The 23,606-nt window shown below is 39.5% G+C and carries 18 protein-coding genes; 9 read left to right on the forward strand and 9 right to left on the reverse strand.

Annotated elements, in window-relative coordinates; genetic code table 11:
* Nucleotides 1–61: 61 nt before the first annotated feature.
* Complete coding sequence (pepQ, locus tag GQR45_RS19405) at nt 62–1,384, reverse strand: Xaa-Pro dipeptidase (RefSeq protein WP_165726809.1); 1,323 nt, start codon at nt 1,382–1,384, stop codon at nt 62–64.
* A 149-nt stretch (nt 1,385–1,533) separates the two neighbouring features.
* Nucleotides 1,534–3,420 (reverse strand): transglycosylase SLT domain-containing protein, encoded by a 1,887-nt coding sequence (locus GQR45_RS19410; RefSeq protein WP_165726810.1) that lies wholly within the window; start codon nt 3,418–3,420, stop codon nt 1,534–1,536.
* Nucleotides 3,421–3,612: 192 nt separating this feature from the next.
* Between GQR45_RS19410 and fadB the strand changes: the two genes are divergently transcribed.
* From fadB to tusA, 3 genes are all read left to right on the forward strand, one after another.
* The gene (gene fadB / locus GQR45_RS19415) at nt 3,613–5,772 is read left to right on the forward strand and encodes a fatty acid oxidation complex subunit alpha FadB (RefSeq protein ID WP_007584190.1); all 2,160 of its coding nucleotides are present in this window, start codon (nt 3,613–3,615) and stop codon (nt 5,770–5,772) included.
* A 4-nt stretch (nt 5,773–5,776) separates the two neighbouring features.
* Nucleotides 5,777–6,946, forward strand: a complete 1,170-nt coding sequence (fadA, locus tag GQR45_RS19420; RefSeq protein ID WP_007584192.1) for an acetyl-CoA C-acyltransferase FadA — start codon at nt 5,777–5,779, stop codon at nt 6,944–6,946.
* A 316-nt stretch (nt 6,947–7,262) separates the two neighbouring features.
* On the forward strand, nt 7,263–7,502 hold the full coding sequence (gene tusA / locus GQR45_RS19425; RefSeq protein WP_138584853.1) for a sulfurtransferase TusA: 240 nt from the start codon (nt 7,263–7,265) through the stop codon (nt 7,500–7,502).
* A 119-nt stretch (nt 7,503–7,621) separates the two neighbouring features.
* Here tusA and GQR45_RS19430 read toward each other — a convergent pair whose 3' ends face one another.
* From GQR45_RS19430 to dnaA, 7 genes are all read right to left on the reverse strand, one after another.
* Entirely contained in the window at nt 7,622–8,071 is a 450-nt protein-coding gene (locus GQR45_RS19430; protein WP_165726811.1) for a hypothetical protein, read from the reverse strand.
* 75 nt (nt 8,072–8,146) lie between these two features.
* A complete protein-coding gene (glyS, locus tag GQR45_RS19435; RefSeq protein ID WP_165722846.1) occupies nt 8,147–10,216 on the reverse strand; it encodes a glycine--tRNA ligase subunit beta in 2,070 nt (689 codons plus the stop codon).
* Nucleotides 10,217–10,218: 2 nt separating this feature from the next.
* Entirely contained in the window at nt 10,219–11,121 is a 903-nt protein-coding gene (glyQ, locus tag GQR45_RS19440) for a glycine--tRNA ligase subunit alpha (RefSeq protein ID WP_007584197.1), read from the reverse strand.
* Between the two features lie 142 nt (nt 11,122–11,263).
* Nucleotides 11,264–13,690, reverse strand: coding sequence for a DNA topoisomerase (ATP-hydrolyzing) subunit B (gyrB, locus tag GQR45_RS19445; protein WP_008172005.1), 2,427 nt, complete (start codon nt 13,688–13,690; stop codon nt 11,264–11,266).
* Between the two features lie 12 nt (nt 13,691–13,702).
* Entirely contained in the window at nt 13,703–14,797 is a 1,095-nt protein-coding gene (gene recF / locus GQR45_RS19450; protein ID WP_008138030.1) for a DNA replication/repair protein RecF, read from the reverse strand.
* Nucleotides 14,798–14,812: 15 nt separating this feature from the next.
* Nucleotides 14,813–15,916, reverse strand: a complete 1,104-nt coding sequence (gene dnaN, locus GQR45_RS19455) for a DNA polymerase III subunit beta (protein ID WP_010555149.1) — start codon at nt 15,914–15,916, stop codon at nt 14,813–14,815.
* A 13-nt stretch (nt 15,917–15,929) separates the two neighbouring features.
* Nucleotides 15,930–17,318, reverse strand: coding sequence for a chromosomal replication initiator protein DnaA (dnaA, locus tag GQR45_RS19460; RefSeq protein ID WP_010555148.1), 1,389 nt, complete (start codon nt 17,316–17,318; stop codon nt 15,930–15,932).
* A gap of 518 nt (nt 17,319–17,836) precedes the next feature.
* On the opposite strand from dnaA, the gene rpmH reads away from it, so the two are divergent.
* From rpmH to mioC, 6 genes are all read left to right on the forward strand, one after another.
* On the forward strand, nt 17,837–17,971 hold the full coding sequence (gene rpmH, locus GQR45_RS19465) for a 50S ribosomal protein L34 (RefSeq protein ID WP_004335215.1): 135 nt from the start codon (nt 17,837–17,839) through the stop codon (nt 17,969–17,971).
* Between the two features lie 7 nt (nt 17,972–17,978).
* A complete protein-coding gene (gene rnpA, locus GQR45_RS19470) occupies nt 17,979–18,401 on the forward strand; it encodes a ribonuclease P protein component (RefSeq protein WP_165726812.1) in 423 nt (140 codons plus the stop codon).
* A 129-nt stretch (nt 18,402–18,530) separates the two neighbouring features.
* Nucleotides 18,531–18,806, forward strand: coding sequence for a membrane protein insertion efficiency factor YidD (gene yidD / locus GQR45_RS19475; RefSeq protein WP_101216553.1), 276 nt, complete (start codon nt 18,531–18,533; stop codon nt 18,804–18,806).
* 8 nt (nt 18,807–18,814) lie between these two features.
* Nucleotides 18,815–20,452, forward strand: a complete 1,638-nt coding sequence (gene yidC, locus GQR45_RS19480; protein ID WP_024591278.1) for a membrane protein insertase YidC — start codon at nt 18,815–18,817, stop codon at nt 20,450–20,452.
* A gap of 135 nt (nt 20,453–20,587) precedes the next feature.
* On the forward strand, nt 20,588–21,952 hold the full coding sequence (gene mnmE, locus GQR45_RS19485) for a tRNA uridine-5-carboxymethylaminomethyl(34) synthesis GTPase MnmE (RefSeq protein WP_007584209.1): 1,365 nt from the start codon (nt 20,588–20,590) through the stop codon (nt 21,950–21,952).
* Between the two features lie 1,104 nt (nt 21,953–23,056).
* The gene (mioC, locus tag GQR45_RS19490) at nt 23,057–23,506 is read left to right on the forward strand and encodes an FMN-binding protein MioC (protein WP_024591277.1); all 450 of its coding nucleotides are present in this window, start codon (nt 23,057–23,059) and stop codon (nt 23,504–23,506) included.
* The last annotated feature ends 100 nt before the right edge of the window (nt 23,507–23,606 follow it).

Consider the following 23,606-nt stretch of genomic DNA (forward strand, 5'->3'; position numbering starts at 1 on the left):
AAGGCCCCTTTAAATAATGTACGTATTTTAACGTGTATAAACTAATTAGTGTTAACTAGAATTAATCGAGCGCTAAATCTCGAGTCATATTTTCTAAGCTATCTTCGTGAACAATAATGTTATCTTCAATACGAATACCGCCAAATGGTTTAAATGACTCAACCTTTTCCCAATTAATAAATTGCTTATTATCGGTTTGTGCTAAATCGCTAAGTAGTGAATCAATAAAATATAAACCTGGCTCAATAGTAAATACTTGGTTTTTTTCAATCAGGCGAGTACAACGTAAGAACGGATGCCCTTCAGGCGATGGTTGATGTGTGCCCTTTTCGTCACTCATAAAACCGCCCATATCGTGTACTTGTAAACCAAGATGATGCCCTAGCCCATGTGGGAAGAAAGTAGAGGTAATTTTACGCTCAACAATTTCCTCAGCGGGTAGGTTAACAATTTTAAAGTCACTGAGTATTTGTGCGATACGGTTATGGCATTCAACGTGTAAATCACCATAAAGCATACCCGGCTTTAAACCTTTACCTAACTCGATTTGTTGAACCGTCATCGCTTGTACAAGCTCAGCAAACTCACCCTGCTTTTTAAAATCATACGTACGAGTAATATCAGCAGCATAACCATTAAAGTTTGCACCAGCATCAATTAAAAATGAGTTATGAGTGTGTGGCGCTTTTGGATCAAAGTGCGTGTAGTGCAAAATAGCGCAGTTTTCGTTAAGCGCAACAATGTTGCCGTACGGCATTTCATTTTCGCTTTGACGTGTTGCCATTAAGTACGCTTGCTGAATATCGAACTCGCTACCACCATTAAAGAATGTGTCGCGTGCAGCTTTATGCCCATCTACTGCAATGCGGTTAGCGTTGCGTAAACATTCAAGTTCGTACTGCGTTTTATAAGCGCGGTGGTAATGAAAATAGTTAAGTACAGGCTCAGGGTTCATAATACTAAAACCAAGTGCTTGCGCTACTTCAATATATTCGCCCATGTAAGCGTATTTAGCTTTGTCGTATGGTAATAACTTTTCAACTTGATCAGGCTGAAGTAATAGCTCTATATCAAAGTACTCAGCCCAAAAGTCACGAGGCTCTTCTGGTACTTTATGCCAAAAATCTACTGGACGATAAAATATTAGTTTTGGTTTGTCGCTGCCATTTACCACAATCCAGCAATGAGGATTATCAATAACCGGTAACCACGCTTTAAACTGTGGATTAACTTTAAATGGATAATACATATCATCTAAAAACTGGCGCTTAGCTTGGCCTGAATGAATTACTAATCCTTCTAACCCTTCGCTATTACAAATTGTACGAGTACGCTGTTGCAGTGTTGCAATATGTTCGGCGTATAAAACGGCTAATTTACCCATTGTTAATCCATCTGTTAAATTTAACTTGCTCTGAGTCTACCACTTAAACACTAAGCGCTCAAAAAAGGGGGATATTTAACATGTAAACATCCCCCTTATTAATACCTATACCTATCGTGTTAAGTTATTGGTCGATTGGTATCATATATTCAACCGCCCATTTTCATTTCGAGTAGCGGCGCTAATACATTACCTTCTCGGCCCATTCTTGTATGGTAAACCTGCCTGTACGCAAATACATTTTTTACGTAATCGCGGGTTTCGCGATACGGAATAAGCTCTACCCATAACTCAGCCGGAATAGCGTCATCAGGTAACCAACGCTTTATACGGTGATAACCCGCATTATAAGAAGCCGTAGCCAGCACCTCATTGCCATGGTTTTTCTTTTTTAAGTACTGTAAGTAACTAGTACCTAGCCTAATATTTGTTTTAGGTTGATATAAACGACTACTTGTCACACTGCCTTTATTTACATACTCAGCAGTACTAGGTAATAACTGCATTAAACCACGTGCATTAGCATGCGAGCGTGCATCTGGCGCAAAAGAGCTTTCGCGCCTTGCAATAGCAATACTCCAGGCAACATCTATCTTGCTACGTTTACTGTAGCGCTCAAAAACATCTTGAAACGCAAACGGAAAACGTTGCTCTACGTTATCCCACGCTTTAATTTTTGCTAAAGTAAAAATAGTACTGTCGTGCCAACCTAAATCGGTAGATAGTTGTGATGCTGCTAGCTTTTCTTCATTGCTAGACGTATCCGTTAAATAATTCCACTCACGGCGCGCCGACGTAAAGCGCTCAATATCATAAAGTGCTTTTGCACGCTTAAAGCCAGGTGCATTACTTACTTTATCTACAAGCACCTTATCGACTACTAAAGGTTGATTATTTAAATCAACGGGCAAACCTAAACGTGCTGCTGCTAAAAAGCCGTAATAATCACGATTAGCCGCTACTTTTTTCCAAATATCGTCTGCTTTTTGTTGCTCGCCACGTTTAGCATAGCTATAAGCTAACCAATATTGCTGGCCAAGGCTTAAATCCTCTTTTCCTGTAAAAAACGCAGCAATCCCTTCCCAATCTTGGGTTTTGAGCATATTGCCCAGTTGCCATTGAATAAGCTTGCTGTCTAATCGCTCTTTCGGCACTTTATTTAGCCAAAAGCTCGCTTGCTTATGCCCGCTTGAAGCAAGTGACAATGCAAAGGTGTAATACACGTCAGCTTTATCTTCATCACTATACTTAAATATTTTTTCTAGTTTTTCCCATGCTTTTAAAGCAAGCTCTTTATCGCGCCAAACCAAACGTTTAACACCATAAATTGCTATTTGGCCTTCTTTAGCCGACTTATTTTTATATCGATATAATCCAGCTGCCGTGCTTGGATCTTTTCGCACTTTTAGATATAAATCAGCTAAGTAACGATCCTTACTTGGCAATAAAGTTTTTAAGTAAGGTAATAAGCTTTGCGTCCCGCCTTGTGCAGCAAGTGTTACACGCTTCCAAACCGTTTCTTCTTTCATGTAGCCTTTTTTACGCCACGTAGAAAACAAACTATCACAGCCATTAGGTTGCGATTTACCAACGGCCCATAAGTCGGTCACCTGATTTAGAATCGCCTTTTCAGGCGCACCCAAGTCGAGCTGAAAATCTAAATAAGTACAGGTAAGCCCAGTATTAGAAGTTTCACGGTAGTTGCGTATATACGCCGCTTTTTCGTTGTTCTCTTTTAAATACTCCAACCACGCTTTGCGCACAGGCCACTCAAGCGGTGTATGCTGATATATATTTAAATAGTCTTCTATCTCTGCCTGATGCTTAATACTCGGGTGACGTTGCCAATATGTTTTTTCAACATACGGTTTTAACGGATGATTTAGGTTACTAACCGCTTGTTTAAAGTCTTGGTAACTTCCGTACCTTACTTTTTTTTCGGCATCTAAAAAGGCATCGTTATCGATACTTGCCTCGGCAGAGTGAAGAGGGAAAATGAATGCAGCTGCCGCAACACTTAGTAAATATTTTTTCATAATGTCCTTTAATAAAAATTAAAGTAGTGAATAAAAACTTTTCAACCACCTTAGCACCAAACCAGCTATATTTTAACCAGTCGATTGTAACCGAGTTAAATTTTTCGTTGCATTTTTAATTTAAAGCAAGCACACTGATTGAAATGCAAACTCATCGTACCAGTCTTAGTTCGTCAACTAGGGAGAATAATAATGTTATATAAAAGCGATTCCTTTGAAGTTAGCTTCCTAAAGGAAAACATCGCCGAGTTTAAGTTTTGTGTTGCAGGTTCTGTAAACACATTATCTCAAAAAACTCTTTCAGATTGCGCAGCAGCATTAAAAGAATTAGCTGCCAATACTGATATCAAAGGCATGATTTTTACCAGTGATAAAGACCACTTTATTATTGGTGCCGATATCTTCGAATTTTTACCTACATTTACTAAACCTGAAGAAGAATTAGTAGTGTGGATCAAAAACGCAACCGACGTTTTTGATGCAATCGAAGATTTACCATTCCCAACTCTAAGCGCTATAAACGGTATGGCACTTGGCGGTGGTTGTGAGTGGGCACTTGCTACCGATTATCGCGTGGCAAGCGAAACAGCTAAAATGGGCTTACCAGAAGTTAAACTTGGCATAATGCCTGGTTTTGGTGGCACAGTGCGCTTACCACGTATCATTGGCGCCGATAACGCGATGATGTGGATTACCTCAGGCGCAGAAAACCGCGCAGCAGATGCCCTTAAAGTAGGTGCGTTTGACGCGGTAGTTAGTGCTGACAAACTTTTAGAGTCAAGTGTATCAACACTTGAACTGGCGATTGCTGGCAAGCTAGATTGGCAAGCAAAACGTAACGTAAAACTACAGCCACTTAAATTAAACCGTGTTGAGCAAGGCATGAGCTTTGCTATGGCAGAAGGTATGGTAATGGGTAAAACCAAAGGCCACTATCCTGCACCGGTTATGGCTGTACGTACTATTAAAGCAGCGGCAAACTGTACTCGCGATGAAGCAATGGCAATCGAAAACGCTAACTTTGCTAAATTAGCACGTACACCAGAAGCAGCTGCACAGACAGGTATATTCCTAGCTGACCAATACATTAAAGGTAAAGCACGTAAATTTGCTAAACAAAGCGATGTAGAAATTAAACAAGCCGCTGTATTAGGGGCTGGTATTATGGGTGGCGGTATTGCATACCAGTCTGCTTATAAAGGCACACCTATTATAATGAAAGACATCCAACAAGATGCGCTTGATTTAGGTATGGGTGAAGCGTCTAAGTTATTAGGCGCAAAAGTTAAGCGTGGCCACATGCCAATGGAAAAAATGTTGGCAACACTTAGCAAAATTAAGCCAACACTTAACGCGTCAGACCTACAAAGTGCCAACATTATTGTTGAAGCCGTTGTAGAAAACCCTAAAGTTAAGCAAGCAGTACTCGCTGATCTTGAAAAGACCATGCCAGAAGGTACGGTACTTACTTCAAACACATCAACTATTTGTATTGATTTACTAGCACAAGCGCTAGATAAGCCAGAAAACTTCTGTGGTATGCACTTTTTCAACCCCGTGCCAAAAATGCCATTAGTAGAAATTATCCGTGGCGCAAAAACCTCAGATAAAACAATTAATGCAGTAGTTGATTACGCACTTAAATTAGGTAAATCGCCAATTGTTGTTAACGATTGCCCAGGCTTTTTTGTAAACCGTGTTTTATTCCCTTACTTTGCAGGTTTTAGCAAATTAGTGGTTGAAGGCGCTAACTTTGCAAAAGTAGATAAAGTAATGGAAAACGTATTTGGCTGGCCTATGGGTCCGGCTTACTTACTTGATGTTGTAGGTATTGATACAGCATTCCATTGTACTGGCGTAATGGCTGACGGTTTCCCTGAGCGTATGGCGCGTGCTGATAAAGACCCTGTGACTATTTTTGCCAACGAAAAACGTTTTGGTCAAAAGAACAAAGCCGGTTTTTACAAATACGAAACAGATCGTCGCGGTCGTCTTAAAAAGTCTCATGACGAGACAGCAGTTGAGCTACTAAGCCCAATTACAGACGCACCAAAAGAATTTGATAAACAAGAAATCATCGACCGTTGTATGATTCCAATGATTAACGAAGTGCTACTGTGTTTGCAAGAAGGCATTGTTGCCTCGCCGCAAGAAGCAGATATGGCATTAGTTTACGGTGTTGGTTTCCCTCCATTTAGAGGCGGCGCGTTCCGTTACTTAGATCAAACTGGTTTAGCTAACTTTGTTGCAGCAGCAGACAAATACGCTCACCTAGGTGCGATTTACCAAGTATCTGAGCAAACTCGCAAGTGGGCCGAAGAAGGTCGTGTTTTCTATAAGGTGGAAGGTTAATATCATGAATAATCCAGTAATTGTAGATTGTATCCGCACACCAATGGGTCGCTCTAAAAGTGGTGTATTCAAACATAAACGTGCTGAAGACTTAAGCGCACATTTAATGAAAGGCTTACTTGATCGCAACCCAGCAGTTGATCCAGCATCAATTGACGATATTTATTGGGGTTGTGTACAGCAAACATTAGAGCAAGGCTTTAACGTAGCACGTAACGCAGCATTACTTGCCGGTATCCCACACAGCGTACCTGCTGTAACGGTTAACCGTTTATGTGGATCGTCAATGCAAGCATTGCATGACGCTGCACGCGCAATAATGACAGGCGCTGGCGACACTTACCTAATTGGTGGTGTTGAGCACATGGGTCACGTACCTATGACTCACGGCAACGACTTTCACCCAGGCCTTGCAACAACGATTGCACAAGCATCGGGCTCAATGGGTTTAACAGCAGAATACCTTGCTACGCTTCATGGCATTAGCCGTGAGCAACAAGATGAATTTGCTTACCGCTCACATCAACGTGCACAAGCGGCAACTGTTGAAGGCCGTTTTCGTCGCGAAATTTTAGCAATGGAAGGTCACGCAGCAGATGGTTCGCTTATATTAGTTGAAGACGACGAAGTAATTCGCCCAGAAACAACAGTAGAAGGCCTATCAAAGCTTCGCCCTGTATTTAATCCTGCATCGGGTACGGTAACAGCCGGTACGTCTTCTGCACTTTCTGACGGCGCATCTGCAATGTTAGTAATGAGCGAAGAGAAAGCAAAAGAACTTGGCTTACCAATTCGTGCGCGCATTAAAGCAATGGCAGTCGCTGGTTGCGATCCATCAATTATGGGTTACGGCCCAGTACCAGCAAGTAAAAAAGCACTTGCTCAAGCCGGTATTACAATTGATGACTTAGGCGTAGTAGAGCTTAACGAAGCCTTTGCAGCACAATCATTACCTGTAATGAAAGATTTAGGGTTAATGGATGTTGTTGACGAAAAAGTGAATTTAAATGGCGGCGCAATCGCACTTGGTCACCCACTGGGTTGTTCGGGTTCGCGTATTAGCACATCGCTTATTCACTTAATGGAAGATAAAAATGTACGATACGGTTTAGCAACTATGTGTATTGGTTTAGGCCAAGGCATTGCCACTGTATTTGAACGTGTTCAAGACTAATTAGTTTTAAACATGTAAAACCATCTTGGTGATTAAAAAGGCGGACTGATTTTATTCAGTTCGCCTTTTTTATTAGCTTTAATTAAGTGAAAACGACCCTTTATCAAACAAGCATGTAACAGCGTAATTATGTGATCGGGCGTATTATTAAATAAAGTCTTTTGCAGTAATAAAGTTTCAAATAATATGGGCATATTAAGATAAGTAAAATAGTTAAATTACACTTAAAATTGCGTTAAACTCCCAAACTTATTAATTGCTATACCTAAGCACTCGCGTACACAGCAATCACTTTAATTAAACAGGCCAATTTATTATGAGCTTTGATAATCCCGATCACCAATTAGATGCCATAGGCCTTCGCTGCCCAGAGCCAGTAATGATGGTACGTGCTGCTATTCGTAAAATGAGTGATGGTGAAACGTTATTAATAACTGCTGATGACCCGTCAACAACTCGCGACATTCCGAGTTTTTGTACGTTTATGGATCACACGCTGGTGGCGAAAGATGCAGCAGAAGCACCGTATAGGTATGTGGTGAAGAAAGGGCTTTGAAATAGCGTAGGTTGGGTTGAGTTTTACGAAACCCAACCAACGTATTTAATAACCACCAAAATAGTTTTATTCGCCACACATGTTGGGTTTCGTTTCACTCAACCCAACCTACATAAAAATTACTTCTTTGTTATCGTCACTTTCGGCTCATCGTAGTCACTGTAATCAATACTTACTATGTACGTGCCTTTTATTGCTGGTGTATAACTAAAGTAGTTATAAATAGTATTACAGTCTGCGATAGCTGGTTGGCCGAGTATTAGGCTTTGCCCTGCTGGTTGTGCGTCGCTGTAACCACAGTTGTAGCCTTCACTAAAATCGACATCAGCTATTTTAAATTCGTACACTTTACCAGGCGTCGAAAATTTCACTTGTGCTTGATAAAGCGCTGGACCAACTGGCGCAAACTGATACTGGGGTTCTGCATCCCACAATGTAAAGTCGCCACGTAAGTAAATTGTGCGGTCAAGCTCTTGCTGTGGCAATACATCGTTAATCGAAATTTGGCTTGTACAGGCAGTAAGCAAACCAGCAATTGCTAAGGTTAAAATTCGTTTCATAGAAATCATCAATGGGGTTTCCTTTGCATACAGTGAAAACTAAAAAGCCAGCAAAACGCTGGCTTTTAAAATTGCTAATCGGTGTTATTTTTGTAAAACAGAAATATCCGCAATACCTAAAAACAATCCGCTTAACTGGCTTAGCAGCGCAAGACGATTTTGCTTAACAGCTTCATCGTCGGCCATAACCATTACGTTGTCAAAAAAGTTATCAACACTTTCGCGAATACCTGCCAATTGGCTTAATGCCTCTTGGTAGTTTCCATCTGCGTAAAGTGGTGCAAGGTCAGTGGCAAATTTTGCTACTTGTGATGCCAATACTTTTTCAGCGTCGTCGCTTAATAAGCTCTCATCAACACTACCTTGGCTGGTAATGTCGTTTTTAGCCAGAATGTTACCTACACGCTTATTAGCTGCTGCAAGCGCTTCTGCTGCGTCTAATGTACGGAAGTGGCTTACGGCTTTAACACGGCGATCAAAATCAACAGGTTTAGTCGGACGACGTGCAAGCACTGCTTGAATTACGTCTACTTCAATACCTTCGTCTTGATACCAAGCACGGAAGCGCCCTAGCATAAATTCAAATACGTCAGTTGATACATTTAAGTTAGTTAACTTGTCGCCAAACAATGTTTGCGATTTAGCTACTAGGTCTAAAATATCAAGTGGTAGTTCTTTTTCTACCATAATGCGAAGTGCACCAATAGCAGCACGACGAAGAGCAAATGGGTCTTTGTCACCTTTAGGTGCCTGGCCTATACCAAAAATACCCACCAGCGTATCAAACTTATCAGCAATAGCTACTGCACAGCTAATTAAGTTTGTAGGTAAGTTGTCGCCTGCAAAGCGTGGCATGTACTGCTCGTTTTGCGCTACGGCTACATCTTCGGCTTCACCATCGTGGCGAGCGTAATGCATTCCCATTACACCTTGCACGTCGGTAAATTCCATTACCATTTCAGTCATTAGGTCAGTTTTACTTAATAAGCCTGCACGCTGTGCTAGTACTTTATCAGCACCTAATTGCTCAGCAATGTAACCTGCAAGCTCACTAATACGCTGAGACTTATCTTTAAGCGTACCAAGTTGCTTTTGGAACAATACGCTATCAAGCGATTCTAATCGGCTTTCTAGAGTTTTCTTTTTATCTGTTTCAAAGAAGAACTGTGCATCGGCTAAACGCGGGCGCACTACTTTTTCGTTACCAGAAATAACCACACTTGGATCTTTACTTTCTATGTTAGATACAAACAAAAATTTATTTAAAAGTTTGCCGTTTTGATCTAATAACGGGAAGTATTTTTGATCGTCTTTCATGGTATAGATTAACGCTTCGGCTGGTACATCTAAAAATGCTTCTTCAAATGTTGCCGTTAAAGTAACTGGCCACTCTACAAGTGATGTTACTTCTTCTAGTAAATCTTCATCCATAGCAACAATAGCGTTAACTGCTTTTGCAGCTTCTTCTATTTGTGTACGAATTTGCGCTTTACGTTGTTCGTAATCAGCAATAACGTAGGCAGATTTAAGTACGTCAAAAACGTCATCTGCATGGTTTATACTAATTTTTTCTGGGTGGTGAAAACGATGACCCTGAAGCTGGTTAGTTATTTTCTTACCAAGGATCTCACCTTCAAGTAACTCATCACCAAACAAAATAGTTACCGTATGCACAGGACGAATAAATTGTGTTTTATTCGCGCCCCAACGCATTGGTTTAGGAATTGGTAATTTAGCCAACGCTTTAGTAATTGCACCTGTCATTAGCGTTTTAGTTTCTTGCCCTGCTACTTTAGCAATGTGCAATAACCATGCGCCTTTGTCTGTTTCGAGTGTTTGTGCATCTTTTACTTCAATACCACAACCACGTGCCCAACCCATTGCTGCTTTTGTTGGGTTACCGTCACCGTCAAATGCAGCTTTAGTTGCTGGACCGCGTTTTTCAACTTCTTTGTCTTGTTGCTTAGCTTCAAGCGCTTTTACTTGTAAACCTAAACGACGAGGCGATGCATACCAGCTTACGCCTTGATGTGCTAACTCTAGTGTTTCAAGCTCTGCAGTTAAGTTTGCAGCAAAAGCTTCTGCTAATTTACGCAGCGCTTTTGGTGGCAACTCTTCTGTGCCAATTTCTACTAATAAATTTTGTGCTGACATACTTACTTATCCTTACACAGCGGGAAACCAAGCGCTTCGCGTTTGTCATAGTAACTTTGTGCACACGCTTTTGATAACGCACGAACGCGTAAAATATAACGTTGACGTTCGGTTACCGAAATTGCGTGGCGTGCGTCTAGTAAGTTAAATGCGTGCGATGCTTTCATTACTTGCTCGTAAGCCGGTAGTGGTAAGTTTGCTTCAATTAACTTTTGGCTCTCTGCTTCACATTTATCAAACTGAGCAAATAAGTCTTCTACGTTTGCGTGTTCAAAATTGTAAGTAGACTGCTCTACTTCATTTTGATGGAACACGTCGCCGTAGGTTACGCGCCCTAGTGGACCGTCTGCCCATACTAAGTCGTAAATACTATCTACGCCTTGAATGTACATTGCTAAACGCTCTAGGCCGTAAGTGATCTCACCCGTTACTGGTGAACACTCAATACCACCAACTTGTTGGAAGTAGGTAAACTGCGTTACTTCCATGCCGTTTAACCAAATTTCCCAACCTAGGCCCCACGCACCTAACGTAGGTGATTCCCAGTTGTCTTCTACAAAGCGAACTTCGTGAGTTAGTGTATCGATACCCATAGCCGCTAAAGAGCCTAAATAAAGCTCTTGGATGTTATCTGGCGATGGCTTTAAAACTACCTGAAATTGGTAGTAGTGTTGTAAGCGATTTGGATTTTCACCGTAGCGACCATCGGTAGGACGACGACACGGTTGCACGTATGCACTCGCCATTGGCTCTGGACCAATAGACTTTAAAAAAGTTTGCGGGTGAAATGTCCCTGCGCCCACTTCCATATCAAGTGGTTGAATAATGACACAGCCTTGCTGCGCCCAATAATCCTGTAAAGCCAGGATCAAACCTTGAAAGGTTTTTACGTCATATTTTTGCATATTTGGCTTTTTACTATCTAAGAAGTAGCGTGAAAATTACCCTTAGTATACCGTGTGTACACTCAGGTTTTAAGCAGTTTGTGTAATTGAAGAAAATAAAAAAGGAGCCATTAGGCTCCTTTTTCTATGTAAGCAATATTTTTTACACGTCTAAGTTAACTACACGTAGTGCGTTCTTTTCAATAAACTCACGACGAGGCTCTACTTGGTCACCCATTAAGGTCGCAAATAATTGATCCGCGCCAACAGCATCTTCGATCGTTACTTGTAACATACGGCGAGCACTAGGATCCATTGTGGTCTCCCAAAGCTGGCTTGGGTTCATTTCGCCCAGTCCTTTATAGCGTTGAATATAGATCCCGCGCTTCGATTCTGTGATCAACCATTCCAAAGCATCCACAAAGTTATCAACAGGTTTTGTTTTCTCACCACGTTGAATATATGCACCTTCGCTAAGGATGTTTGCGATGTTAGTACCAGTCACAGCAATGCGTTGGTAGTCACGTGACGCAATAAAGTCATAATGAAGTACGTGTGCTTTATCTACACCGTGCTGACGAATATTCACAACCGGGTAATACATATTACGCTCAGCATCATGCTCTGTACCAGCATGGAAAATAGTCGCATCTTCATCACGTGCAATCAGGTCGTCAACCAACACTTTAGTCCAAGCAATTACTTTAGCTTCATCTGAAAGGTCATCAGTTTTCAATTCTGTTTGATAAATTAAGCGTTCCATTACCGTGTTAGGGTATTTACGCTTTAAACGCTCAATTACTTTAACTGTGTTTTGATAATCGTGAACGATTTCTTCTAGTGCTTCACCTTCAAGAGCAGGTGCATCTGTACTTGCATACAACGCTGCACCATTAAGAGCAAGCGATGTTAGGTATTCAACTAATGCAGGGTCATCTTTAATATAACGCTCTTGCTTACCTTTTTTCACTTTATAAAGTGGTGGTTGAGCAATGTAAATATAGCCGCGTTCTACAATTTCAGGCATTTGGCGATAGAAGAATGTTAATAGTAACGTACGAATGTGAGAACCATCCACGTCCGCATCGGTCATGATGATGATACGGTGGTAACGTAATTTCTCAGGGTTATATTCGTCACGACCAATACCACACCCTAATGCAGTAATTAGTGTTGCTACTTCTTGTGAAGATAACATTTTATCAAAACGTGCTTTTTCTACGTTTAAGATTTTACCTTTAAGCGGAAGAATAGCTTGGTTTTTACGGTTACGTCCCTGCTTGGCTGATCCGCCAGCAGAGTCCCCTTCCACTATATATAGTTCAGATTGGGCAGGATCTTTTTCTTGGCAATCAGCTAGCTTACCAGGTAAGCCTGCTAAGTCCATTGCACCTTTACGACGTGTCATTTCACGGGCTTTACGCGCCGCTTCACGAGCACGTGAGGCATCAATAATCTTACCTACAACAATTTTGGCATCAGTTGGGTTTTCTAATAAAAACTCAGTGAATTTTTCAGCCATTGCTTGTTCAACTGCAGACTTAACTTCACTTGAAACGAGCTTGTCTTTAGTTTGCGATGAGAACTTAGGATCAGGAACTTTAACACTAACAACAGCCGTTAAGCCTTCACGGGCATCATCACCGGTAGCATTGCTGGTTGTTTTAGCTTTTTTGTTAAAGCCTTCTTTTTCCATGTAGTTATTAAGTGTACGTGTTAGCGCTGATCTAAAACCGGCTAAGTGAGTACCACCATCACGTTGTGGAATATTATTTGTGAAACAGTAAATATTTTCTTGGTATGCATCATTCCACTGCATTGATACTTCAACGCTAATACCATCTTCTTCACGTTCGTGAGTAAAATGGAATACACCTTTATGTATAGGTGTTTTATTACGGTTTAAGTATTCAACGAAAGCTTGAATACCGCCTTCGTATTTAAAGTGGTCAGATTTATTTTCTTCACGTTCATCATTTAAAATGATGCTCACACCTGAATTTAGGAATGAAAGCTCGCGTAAACGCTTGGCTAAAATTTCGTAATGAAAATCTAAGTTTGTGAATGTTTCACCACTTGGCCAAAAACGTAGTTCTGTACCAGTCGTGTCCGATTCACCAATAACAGCTAAAGGTGCATCTGGAACACCCATAGTGTAAAACTGCTCATGAAGTTTACCTTCACGGCGAACTGTAAGTTTTAGCTTTTCTGAAAGTGCATTTACAACAGAAACACCAACACCGTGTAAGCCACCTGATACTTTATAAGAGTTATCATCAAACTTACCACCGGCATGAAGTACCGTCATAATAACTTCGGCTGCTGATACGCCTTCTTCTTCATGGATAGAAGTTGGAATACCACGACCGTTATCTCGTACTGAGACAGAACCGTCTAAGTGAATCGTTACATAAATATCATCACAATGACCTGCTAAGGCTTCATCGATCGAGTTATCAACGACCTCAAACACCATGTGGTGTAAGCCTGTGCCATCATCGGTGTCCCCAATATACATTCCAGGACGCTTTCTTACTGCGTCTAATCCTTTAAGTACTTTAATACTCGACGAGTCATAATTCTCAGACATGGTTAATCCCACTTATCTTGTTATTAGGTTGCCATGTTTCACGTGGAACATTTGTAGTTCTCGTTGCATGGGTTCCACCACAGCAGAAATACTTTCAGACAAAATTGAAGAGATAAAAATTTGAGAACTGCAGTGAGCAAGTAATTGTCCCACTTTCTCTTTTGTATCTTCGCCTAACTCTGAAGGTAGATCATCTATTAGCAATATAGATTGCTTATCTGTCTCTGACTCAATTAAGCTATTTTGCGTAACTTTTAACGCATATAATAGTAACTTCAATTGACCGCGTGAGAATGTATTCTCCACACTGTTGCCAGCGACACTAAAACTAAAATCGGCCTTATGAGGGCCTTTACTTGTAAATCCTTGGCGAGCATCTCGCTCAAAGTTTTGCTCTAACGCATCTGCAAGAGATTCGGTCTCTTTCCAGCCTGCGTTAAAGGTCATTTCTAAATCACGTACAAGCGTTAATTCTGCACACATTTTATCAAAAAACTGCTGCTTAAACCTACTTATATACGCCAATCTTAATTTATTTATTTCTTCAGCCAGTCTAACAAATTCTTTGTCCCAAAACTTAATTTGGTCAAAATAATTCTTGGGCTTAGTTTTTAACAATGCATTACGTTGTTTAAGTACTTTATTGAACGATTGCCATAAAAAAAAGAACTCATGTTCCACGTGGAACAAACCTAAATCTAAAAACTTTCTGCGCTCTTTAGGCCCACCAAAAAATAAAGAATAACTCTCTGGTGTAATAATTTGCACTGGCATGAGTTGAGCTAGTTCGGATATTTTACGGCTCGCCTTACCTTGAATTTTTAAATTAGTTTCACCCGTTTGGGTTTTACTAATACCAATTGGAATAGATAAGTCGTGTATTGTTTTGCGCCCGTGAATTACAAACTGCTCTTGCTGATGCGCGATAATACTTTTGTGTTTTGGAGTACGAAAAGATTTGCCGTGAGAAAGGTAATAGATAGCCTCTAAAAGGCTGGTTTTTCCGCTGCCATTTTCACCATATATTATATTAACGCCGTTAACTGGTTCTAGCGTCAGCGCCTCAATATTACGAAAATATTTGAGGCTCAAATGACTTAAGCTCATTATGTATTTGTAGTCTTATAAACGCATAGGCATAACAACGTACATTGCTTCTTCATCGCCTGCACCTTCAATTAATGCACTGCTGTTTGAGTCGGCTAATGTAAATAGTACGTCTTCTGTTTTTAATGTGTTTAGTACGTCTAATACGTAAGACACGTTAAACCCTATTTCTAGGTCGGCACCTTCGTAACTTACTTCAACAACTTCTTCAGCTTGTTCTTGCTCTGGGTTGTTGGCCGTAATTTTTAATAAACCATTTGATAAGTTTAAGCGTACGCCACGAAACTTTTCATTAGATAAAATAGACACTCGTTGGAACGCATTACGTAACCATTCTCGGTTAGCTGTAATTACTTTGTCGCCACCACGTGGTAATACACGACGGTAATCTGGAAAACGCCCATCAACCAGTTTACTTGTAAATGTAAACTCAATATCAATAATACGGATATGGTTAGCACCAAACTGAATTGTTACCAATTCATCGTCAGCTACCATAAGGCGCATAATTTCTTGCACACCTTTGCGAGGTATAATTAATTGACGTTGAGTATTAAGCGATTGCGTTAATTGCTTTTGCGCTATAGCTAAACGGTGACCATCTGTTGCTACTGTTTTTATGTCGGTATTATCTACTTCAAACGACATACCATTTAAGTAATAACGTACGTCTTGATTTGCCATCGAAAAATGCGTGCTTTCGAGTAACTTACGAAGCTCTAAACGAGTTAGTTGAAATTCAACCTCTCCATCCCACTCTTCTAAGTTAGGAAAATCATCAGCCGATAAAGTCGTTAATGAAAAACGGCTTTTACCACTGGTCAAAAGTAATTGATGCTCTTGCAAGCTTAAAGTAATGTCTGAACCATCTGGTAGACTTTTACAAATATCGAGTAACTTTTTAGCGGGTAACGTTAGTTTTGTATCGGCAATATCATCACCTACAAATACGCCAGAAACTAGTTCAATTTCAAGGTCAGTACCCGTCATTGAAAGTTGTCCGTTTTCTACCACTAACAAAACGTTAGATAAAATTGGCAACGTGTGTTTGCGCTCTATTGCGCCCGACACTTGCACCAATGGCTTTAAAAATTGTTGTCTTGATATTGTTATTTGCATAATAAAGTCAGCCCTAAGATGACAATGTTCTTATTAAGTTTTGGTAATCTTCTTTAATTTCGTGGCTTTCGTCACGTAGTGATTTTATCTTACGACATGCATGTAATACGGTCGTATGATCGCGTCCACCAAATGCGTCACCAATCTCAGGTAAGCTGTGATTAGTTAATTCTTTAGATAACGCCATAGCTACTTGGCGCGGCCTCGCTATAGAGCGGCTGCGGCGCTTAGATAACAGGTCTGATATACGAATTCGATAGTACTCAGCAACAGTGCGCTGAATATTGTCTATGGTAACCAGTTTATCTTGCAAGGCAAGTAAATCGCGTAGCGCTTCTTTTACAAAATCGATTGAAATAGGACGACCGGTAAAGTTCGCATTAGCGATTACACGGTTAAGTGCCCCCTCTAGCTCACGAACATTTGAACGTAATTTTTTGGCAATAAAAAAAGCAACTTCGTGTGGTAAGTTAATCTTACTTTGCTGGGCTTTTTTCATTAAAATAGCAACGCGTGTTTCAAGCTCTGGTGGCTCAATCGCAATTGTTAATCCCCAACCAAAACGTGATTTTAGCCTGTCTTCAACGCCTTCAATCTCTTTAGGGTAACGGTCAGAGGTTAAAATAATTTGTTGGTTGCCTTCAAGCAATGCATTAAAGGTATGAAAAAATTCTTCTTGTGAACGCTCTTTGTTAGCAAAAAATTGAATATCATCAATCATTAATGCATCAACACTACGGTAATAACGCTTAAATTCTTCTATCGCATTATTTTGAAGTGCCTTTACCATGTCTTGAACAAAGCGTTCTGAATGCATGTAAACAATTTTAGCATCTGGCTTATTTGCCATAATGCCATTACCTACTGCATGTAATAAGTGAGTTTTACCTAAACCAGTACCACCGTATATAAATACAGGGTTAAAAGCAGAGCCAGGATTGTCGGCAACCTGTGTGGCCGCAGCTTTTGCTAATTGGTTTGATTTACCTTCAACAAAGCTATCAAAAGTATAGTTTTCTTTAATGTTAGATTTGTAACCTGACTTAGGTGCAGGTTCAACAACTGGCTTTTGCTCGCGAGGCTGTTGTTTTGCTGAAGCGTGTGCACTTGGTGCCGATTGAGTTTCTATAACCGGTGCAGCTTGTGCATTTAATAAAGGTTTACTACCTACATCAAAACGTAGTTTTGGTGCTTCAACACCACAAATCTCTACTAGTAATTCGTTAATTCTATTTAGGTACTTTTCTCTCACCCAATCAAGCACAAAGCGATTAGGTGCATAAATCGTCAAGGTATCTTCGGTACTTTCTGCTTGTAGCGGTCTTACCCACATACTGAATTGCTGCGAAGGCAGCTCATCTTGCAATACATATAAACAACTTTGCCAAACCGACAGATACACAGTTAAACTCCCAGAGATATAATTTTTATTCCCGCACATCATTAATGATTATAAATCATACATTTATTGCGTTCAAATGGTCCAATAAGCGACCCAAGACCGCGTATTATGAAGACACTTTATCCACAAGTAAAAGATTGATTTTTATAAAATTGTTGATATCGATGTATAAAATCATTAACAATCTGATTTAAAACAGTTTTTATTTTAGATCCTGAGAGGAGATCATAACAAAATAACACCAAGATCGCGAACCAAATTTACGATCCAATTTACTTTTCCCCCGCTTTTATTCACTTTTTATACAGGGGCTGTGGAAAACTTCTTATTTATGATGATCCTAACAGATCGCCTTATATGATCTCTTATATAGTAGTAGGTGGGTTATATACCCTCAACGTAATTATGATTGACTTTACATTACTTACTCTATAATATCTCGCGCTCGCAATGGCACCTATGCCAGGATCGCGACCTGTATAGGATGTTTTAACTTTAACCGATCGGATGAGATTGTTATGAAAAGAACTTTTCAACCTAGCGTTTTAAAACGCAAACGTGCACACGGCTTCCGTGCTCGCATGGCAACTGTAAATGGCCGTAAAGTATTAGCACGTCGCCGCGCTAAAGGCCGCAAAGTTCTTTCTGCTTAATTTATAAGTGGAAGACTTTAGCTTTGGCAGGGAGTTACGTCTGTTAACTCCCTCGCATTACTCTCGCATATTTAATGAACCCGCTCGGGCTGCAACTCCTTTCTTTACTCTATTAGCTAAACCAAATGACCAAGAAAAACCTCGGTTAGGTCTTACTGTTGCTAAAAAACGCGTAAAAAAGGCATGCCAACGAAACCGTATTAAACGTCTCGCTCGCGAAAGTTTTCGTTTAAATCAACACTGCATCGATAATATTGATATTGTGCTTATGGTTAAAAATGGTATTGATGAGCAGTCTAATGAAGAAATAACCAAACAACTTACTAAATTATGGCGAAAAATTAACGAACGCTGTAAACCAGGTGCACCTAAACCGCCACCTTTTAAGAAACGCCCAAACAAATCAGCTAAATCTAACAAACAAACCTAATTGCAATAGAATTGCAGGGTTAATTAATGTATCTTTAGCTCACCTTTTAATCATGCATTTAAATTTTCTAATTGAGTCTTTAAATACATGATATCTATCTCACTAAACTTAAGTAGGGGCATAAACATCATGAGGTTACTTAAACCACTTGTTGCTTTACCAACTTTTTGTTTAGTGTTATTTATCCGCGGTTATCAAAAGTGGATTAGCCCGCTGTTAGGTCCGCATTGTCGTTTTAATCCAACCTGTTCTAGTTATGCTATTCAAGCAATTAAATTGCATGGATCGGTAAAAGGTAGTTGGTTAGCTTTAAAACGCATATTAAAATGCCATCCTTTACATTCAGGCGGAAACGACCCCGTTCCTGAAAAATTAACCCATATTAACCACCAACACGAGAAATAAGAGCTGTTATGGAATCGCAACGCACGTTTTTATTAATTGGCCTAATGCTAGTGTCGTTTTTATTGTTCCAAGAATGGGATAATGATTACAACAAGCCTAAAGTCGATCCAAGTGCCACAACACAAACACTACAAGCAAATTCACCAGAGTCGGATGATTATATTCCTTCATCGTCAGATTCAGAGTTACCTGCTTCAGCAACTTTAGCTAAGCGTTCAGTTATTGAAATTACAACTGACGTTTTTAAAGTTAAAATTGACACCAAAGGCGGTGACATTGTTGAAACAGACCTTCTTCAATACGAAGAGACAAAAGGCAGTGACACGCCTTATATGCTTCTTGGTCAGCTTGATGGTGGCAAACAATACTTTTCACAAAGTGGCTTAATTGGTTTAAATGGCCCCGACGGATCAGCTAATGGTCGCCCTACTTATAGTACCGAACAAAAATCATATACCTTAACGGGTGATGAGCTTCGCGTTCCACTTCAGTTTACTGATAGTAATGGTGTTAGTTTTACTAAAACGTATGTATTCAAAAAAGGTCAGTATGACGTAGGCTTAGAATACAAAATTAACAACACTACCAGCGCACCTCTTCAAGTACAGCTATACACGCAAATTAAGCGTACCGTACAAGAAAAAGGTAGCATGGTTGATCAAAACTATTTAGGTGCTGCATACGGTACTGATGAAGAAAAATACGAAAAGTATAGTTTTTCAGATATGGCTGATAAAAACCTAAATAAAAGCACACAAGGTGGTTACGTTGCCTTTATTCAACATTACTTTGTAAGTGCTTGGGTTCCAATGCAGGATCAATCAAATACACTTTATAGCTTAATTACAAAAAGTAATGCCGCTATTATTGGTGCTAAAGATCCCGCTGTAAATATTCAAGCTGGTAGTGAGCAAATACTAACTGCTACTTATTATATGGGCCCGAAAGAGTCAGATATTCTTGAAGCTATTCACCCAGACCTAGACCTAACCGTAGATTACGGTTGGTTATTTTTTATCTCGCAACCTTTATTTGTATTGCTAAAATGGCTACACAGCATTTTAGGTAACTGGGGTGTAGCAATTATTGCCATCACTATTATCGTTAAATCGTTAATGTACCCACTTACTAAAGCGCAATACACTTCAATGGCAAAAATGCGTGCCCTACAGCCTAAAATGGCAGCCCTTAAAGAAAAGTTTGGTGATGACCGTCAAAAGTTCGGCCAAGCAACTATGGAAATGTACAAAAAAGAAAAAGTTAACCCAATGGGTGGCTGTTTCCCTATTTTGCTACAAATGCCAATTTTCTTAGCCTTGTTCTACGTATTCTTAGAGTCTACTGAACTTCGCCATGCTGAATTCATTTTTTGGTTAACTGACCTTTCTGCGAAAGACCCGTACTACGTATTGCCAATATTATTTGGTGCGAGTATGTTTGTAACGCAAAAGCTACAACCTATGACGGTTACTGATCCAATGCAGCAAAAAATGATGACCTTTATGCCGGTTATCTTCTCTGTATTCTTCTTATGGTTCCCATCTGGTTTAGTTCTTTACTGGTTAGTGTCTAACCTTATTTCTATTGTCCAGATGTTAATCATCTACCGTGGCATGGAAAAGAAAGGAATTAAAGTAAGAGGCTAACTAAGCTCCTACTTATATAAAGGCGACTTCGGTCGCCTTTTTTATTGCCTGTTTTTCACCACAGCTATTCGCTACAAATAAATCGATAGGTTACAATACGGGCATAAAGTTACTCATCGTTGGCAAATTAATAGCATGATCAATCAAGATACAATTGCAGCACAAGCAACAGCACCTGGACGTGGTGGTGTTGGTATTATTCGCGTTTCAGGTAGCCTTGCTAAAAGTGTCGCCGAAAAAGTAGTAGGTAAAATACCTAAAGTTCGCTACGCCGATTATGTGCCATTTAAAAGCCTTGCTGGCGAGCAACTTGATCAAGGTATTGCCATTTACTTTGCAGGTCCTAACTCATTTACTGGTGAAGACGTACTTGAATTACAAGGCCACGGCGGTCCTGTAGTACTGGATATGTTACTTAAAGAAATTAGTAAAATAGAGGGCGTTCGTTTAGCAAAGCCTGGTGAGTTTTCTGAGCGCGCATTTATGAATGACAAGCTTGATTTAACACAAGCAGAAGCCATCGCCGACTTAATTAATGCCACTAGCGAGCAAGCCGCTAAAAGCGCCCTACAGTCTCTCCAAGGTGAATTTTCTAAGCACATAGAAACACTCGTAGAAAAAGTAATTCACCTACGTATGTATGTAGAAGCGGCAATAGATTTTCCTGATGAAGAAATTGATTTTTTATCAGATGGTAAAGTGTCAGGCGACTTAGACGCGATTATTACTCAGCTTAACACTGTAACCAACCAAGCCAAGCAGGGCAGCATCATGCGCGAAGGTATGCGTGTTGTTATTGCAGGTCGCCCTAATGCGGGTAAATCAAGCCTGCTTAACGCTCTAGCCGGTCGTGAAGCCGCAATCGTAACAGAAATAGCCGGTACCACTCGCGACGTACTACGAGAGCATATACATATAGATGGTATGCCACTGCATATTATAGATACAGCAGGCCTACGCGAAAGCCCAGACAGAGTAGAACAAATAGGTATTGAGCGTGCATGGGATGAAATAAACCAAGCCGATCGCGTTTTATTTATGCTTGATGGCACTGATACTATAGATACTGACCCGCACAAAATTTGGCCTGAATTTATGGCAAAATTACCAGAAGGTATGGGGGTTACGGTCATCAGAAATAAAGCTGATTTATCGGGCGACATAGTCGGAATGGAGCAAGAGCAACAATACCCGGTCATCAGCTTAAGTGCTAAAAATGCTGACGGTATTGAACTTGTTCGCGAGCATTTAAAAGCTTGTATAGGCTTTCAAGGCGCAACAGAAGGTGGCTTTATGGCGCGCCGTCGTCATTTAGATGCATTAGAAAGTGCTGCGTATCATTTAGAAACGGGTAAAACACAGTTAGAAATGCACATTGCTGGTGAAATACTCGCTGAAGAACTGCGTTTAACACAGCAGTATTTGAATGAAATAACCGGTGAATTTACCTCAGACGACTTACTTGGCAAAATATTTAGCTCGTTTTGTATTGGTAAATAAACACCCTATTACAGATATATTTTTATTATAAGAGCACTTAGGTGCTCTTTTTTTATGTAAAATATTCTGCTGTAAAATATGTATTTATACACCTGATGTCTGCAAATTACTGCCAATAAAATCATATCCAAAACTATCTTTATTACGTGCTAAGAGAGGTCATATTATATAGAGTAGACAATACTGAGAGTGCTTATTGAGGAATTAATAGCACAAATCACACCTATTATTAAGGTTAAAATCGATACATTTTTAAACAACCGCACGCTTTAATAGCGTTATATGTCATACAAAAAGTAGTTATAAATGGCTTCCTTATACTTACTTTAGCGCACAAAAATGCACTAAAACACACCTGATACACGCAATAAATGATGCTATTCGCTCAATTAAAGAGCTAAAAAACACTGATTAGTACTCTAAAAAGCTTACTTTTGACAACATATAATTTGATAATCACTGTGATTTTTAAATAAAATAACTCAACTGCTAAGTATTCAAAACTTTTGATCTGCTAACTCCACCAGCAAAATTAATAAAAATAGCAGCTCTTAATTCGCATAAAATTAAAAATACCGAGATCACTTATCCACAATACCTAATTTTCAGCTCAAATAAATACCAAAACTAGGTAAATCAGTCGCAAAAACCTCATGATCAATTGTAATTTATCTATTTATGAACTTATTTTTAATTAATTTCATTAGATCTGCTTTATTAGATCATTTTAAAAAATTATTTTCGATCTAAATTTAAGGTTATCAACAGGCTTTATATCCACATTATGATCAACATGTATTTTTAATTGAGATATTTACAATTTAATTTTTTACTGACAAGTAATATCAATAACTTAGCGAATATAAAACAACCTAAAAAATAGTTTAAGCAGAGCTTTCCCCACTGTTATCAACAACTTGATCAGAAGATTACATTTAAAGATAATTTGTTAAACACTATATTATCAACAACTTAAAGACACAATTTTGAATGAGTGTAAAATTACCGCAAAAATAGTTATACAAAAAAGCACTCTTAACTTTACTGTCATCCTCACTCAGTTATCATAGGCGGCAATTAAAACCAATGTGATCACTAATATTCATGAGTTCAGTAAATCTTATTGTCGGCAGCCAAATGGGATCAGCCGAGTATGTTGCAGAGCAATTAAGCGACGCGCTTAATAACCTTGGTATTACTACGCAACTACATGATCAACCTGAATTTAGCGATATTGATCAGCAAAATACCATTTGGTTAATCTGCACATCAACTTATGGTGCAGGTGATTACCCTGAAAATCTTATTAGTTTTGTTGAAGATGTAACTCAAGCAGATGATTTATCTGAATTAAAATATTCAGTAATCGCTTTAGGCGACACTAGTTATGACACTTATAACCTAGCAGGACGTAATATAGATGCCTTATTAACTCAAAAAGGCGCTATAAAAGTAGCAGAACGTTTAGAGCTTAATATTCTCGATGAAGCACTACCAGAAGACACTGCATTAACATGGTTAGACTCTTGGATAGCTCAAACAGGCATAAAATAGATAGATCAAGTAAAAAGTTATATATAAAGTTACCCACAATTTACTAATAATTTAATAGGTTTTGTGGATAAAGATTGAATAAACTGCGTTTTAAAGCATG

The organism is Pseudoalteromonas sp. SA25, assembly GCF_011378705.1.
GTDB classification, from domain to species: Bacteria; Pseudomonadota; Gammaproteobacteria; order Enterobacterales; family Alteromonadaceae; genus Pseudoalteromonas; species Pseudoalteromonas arctica.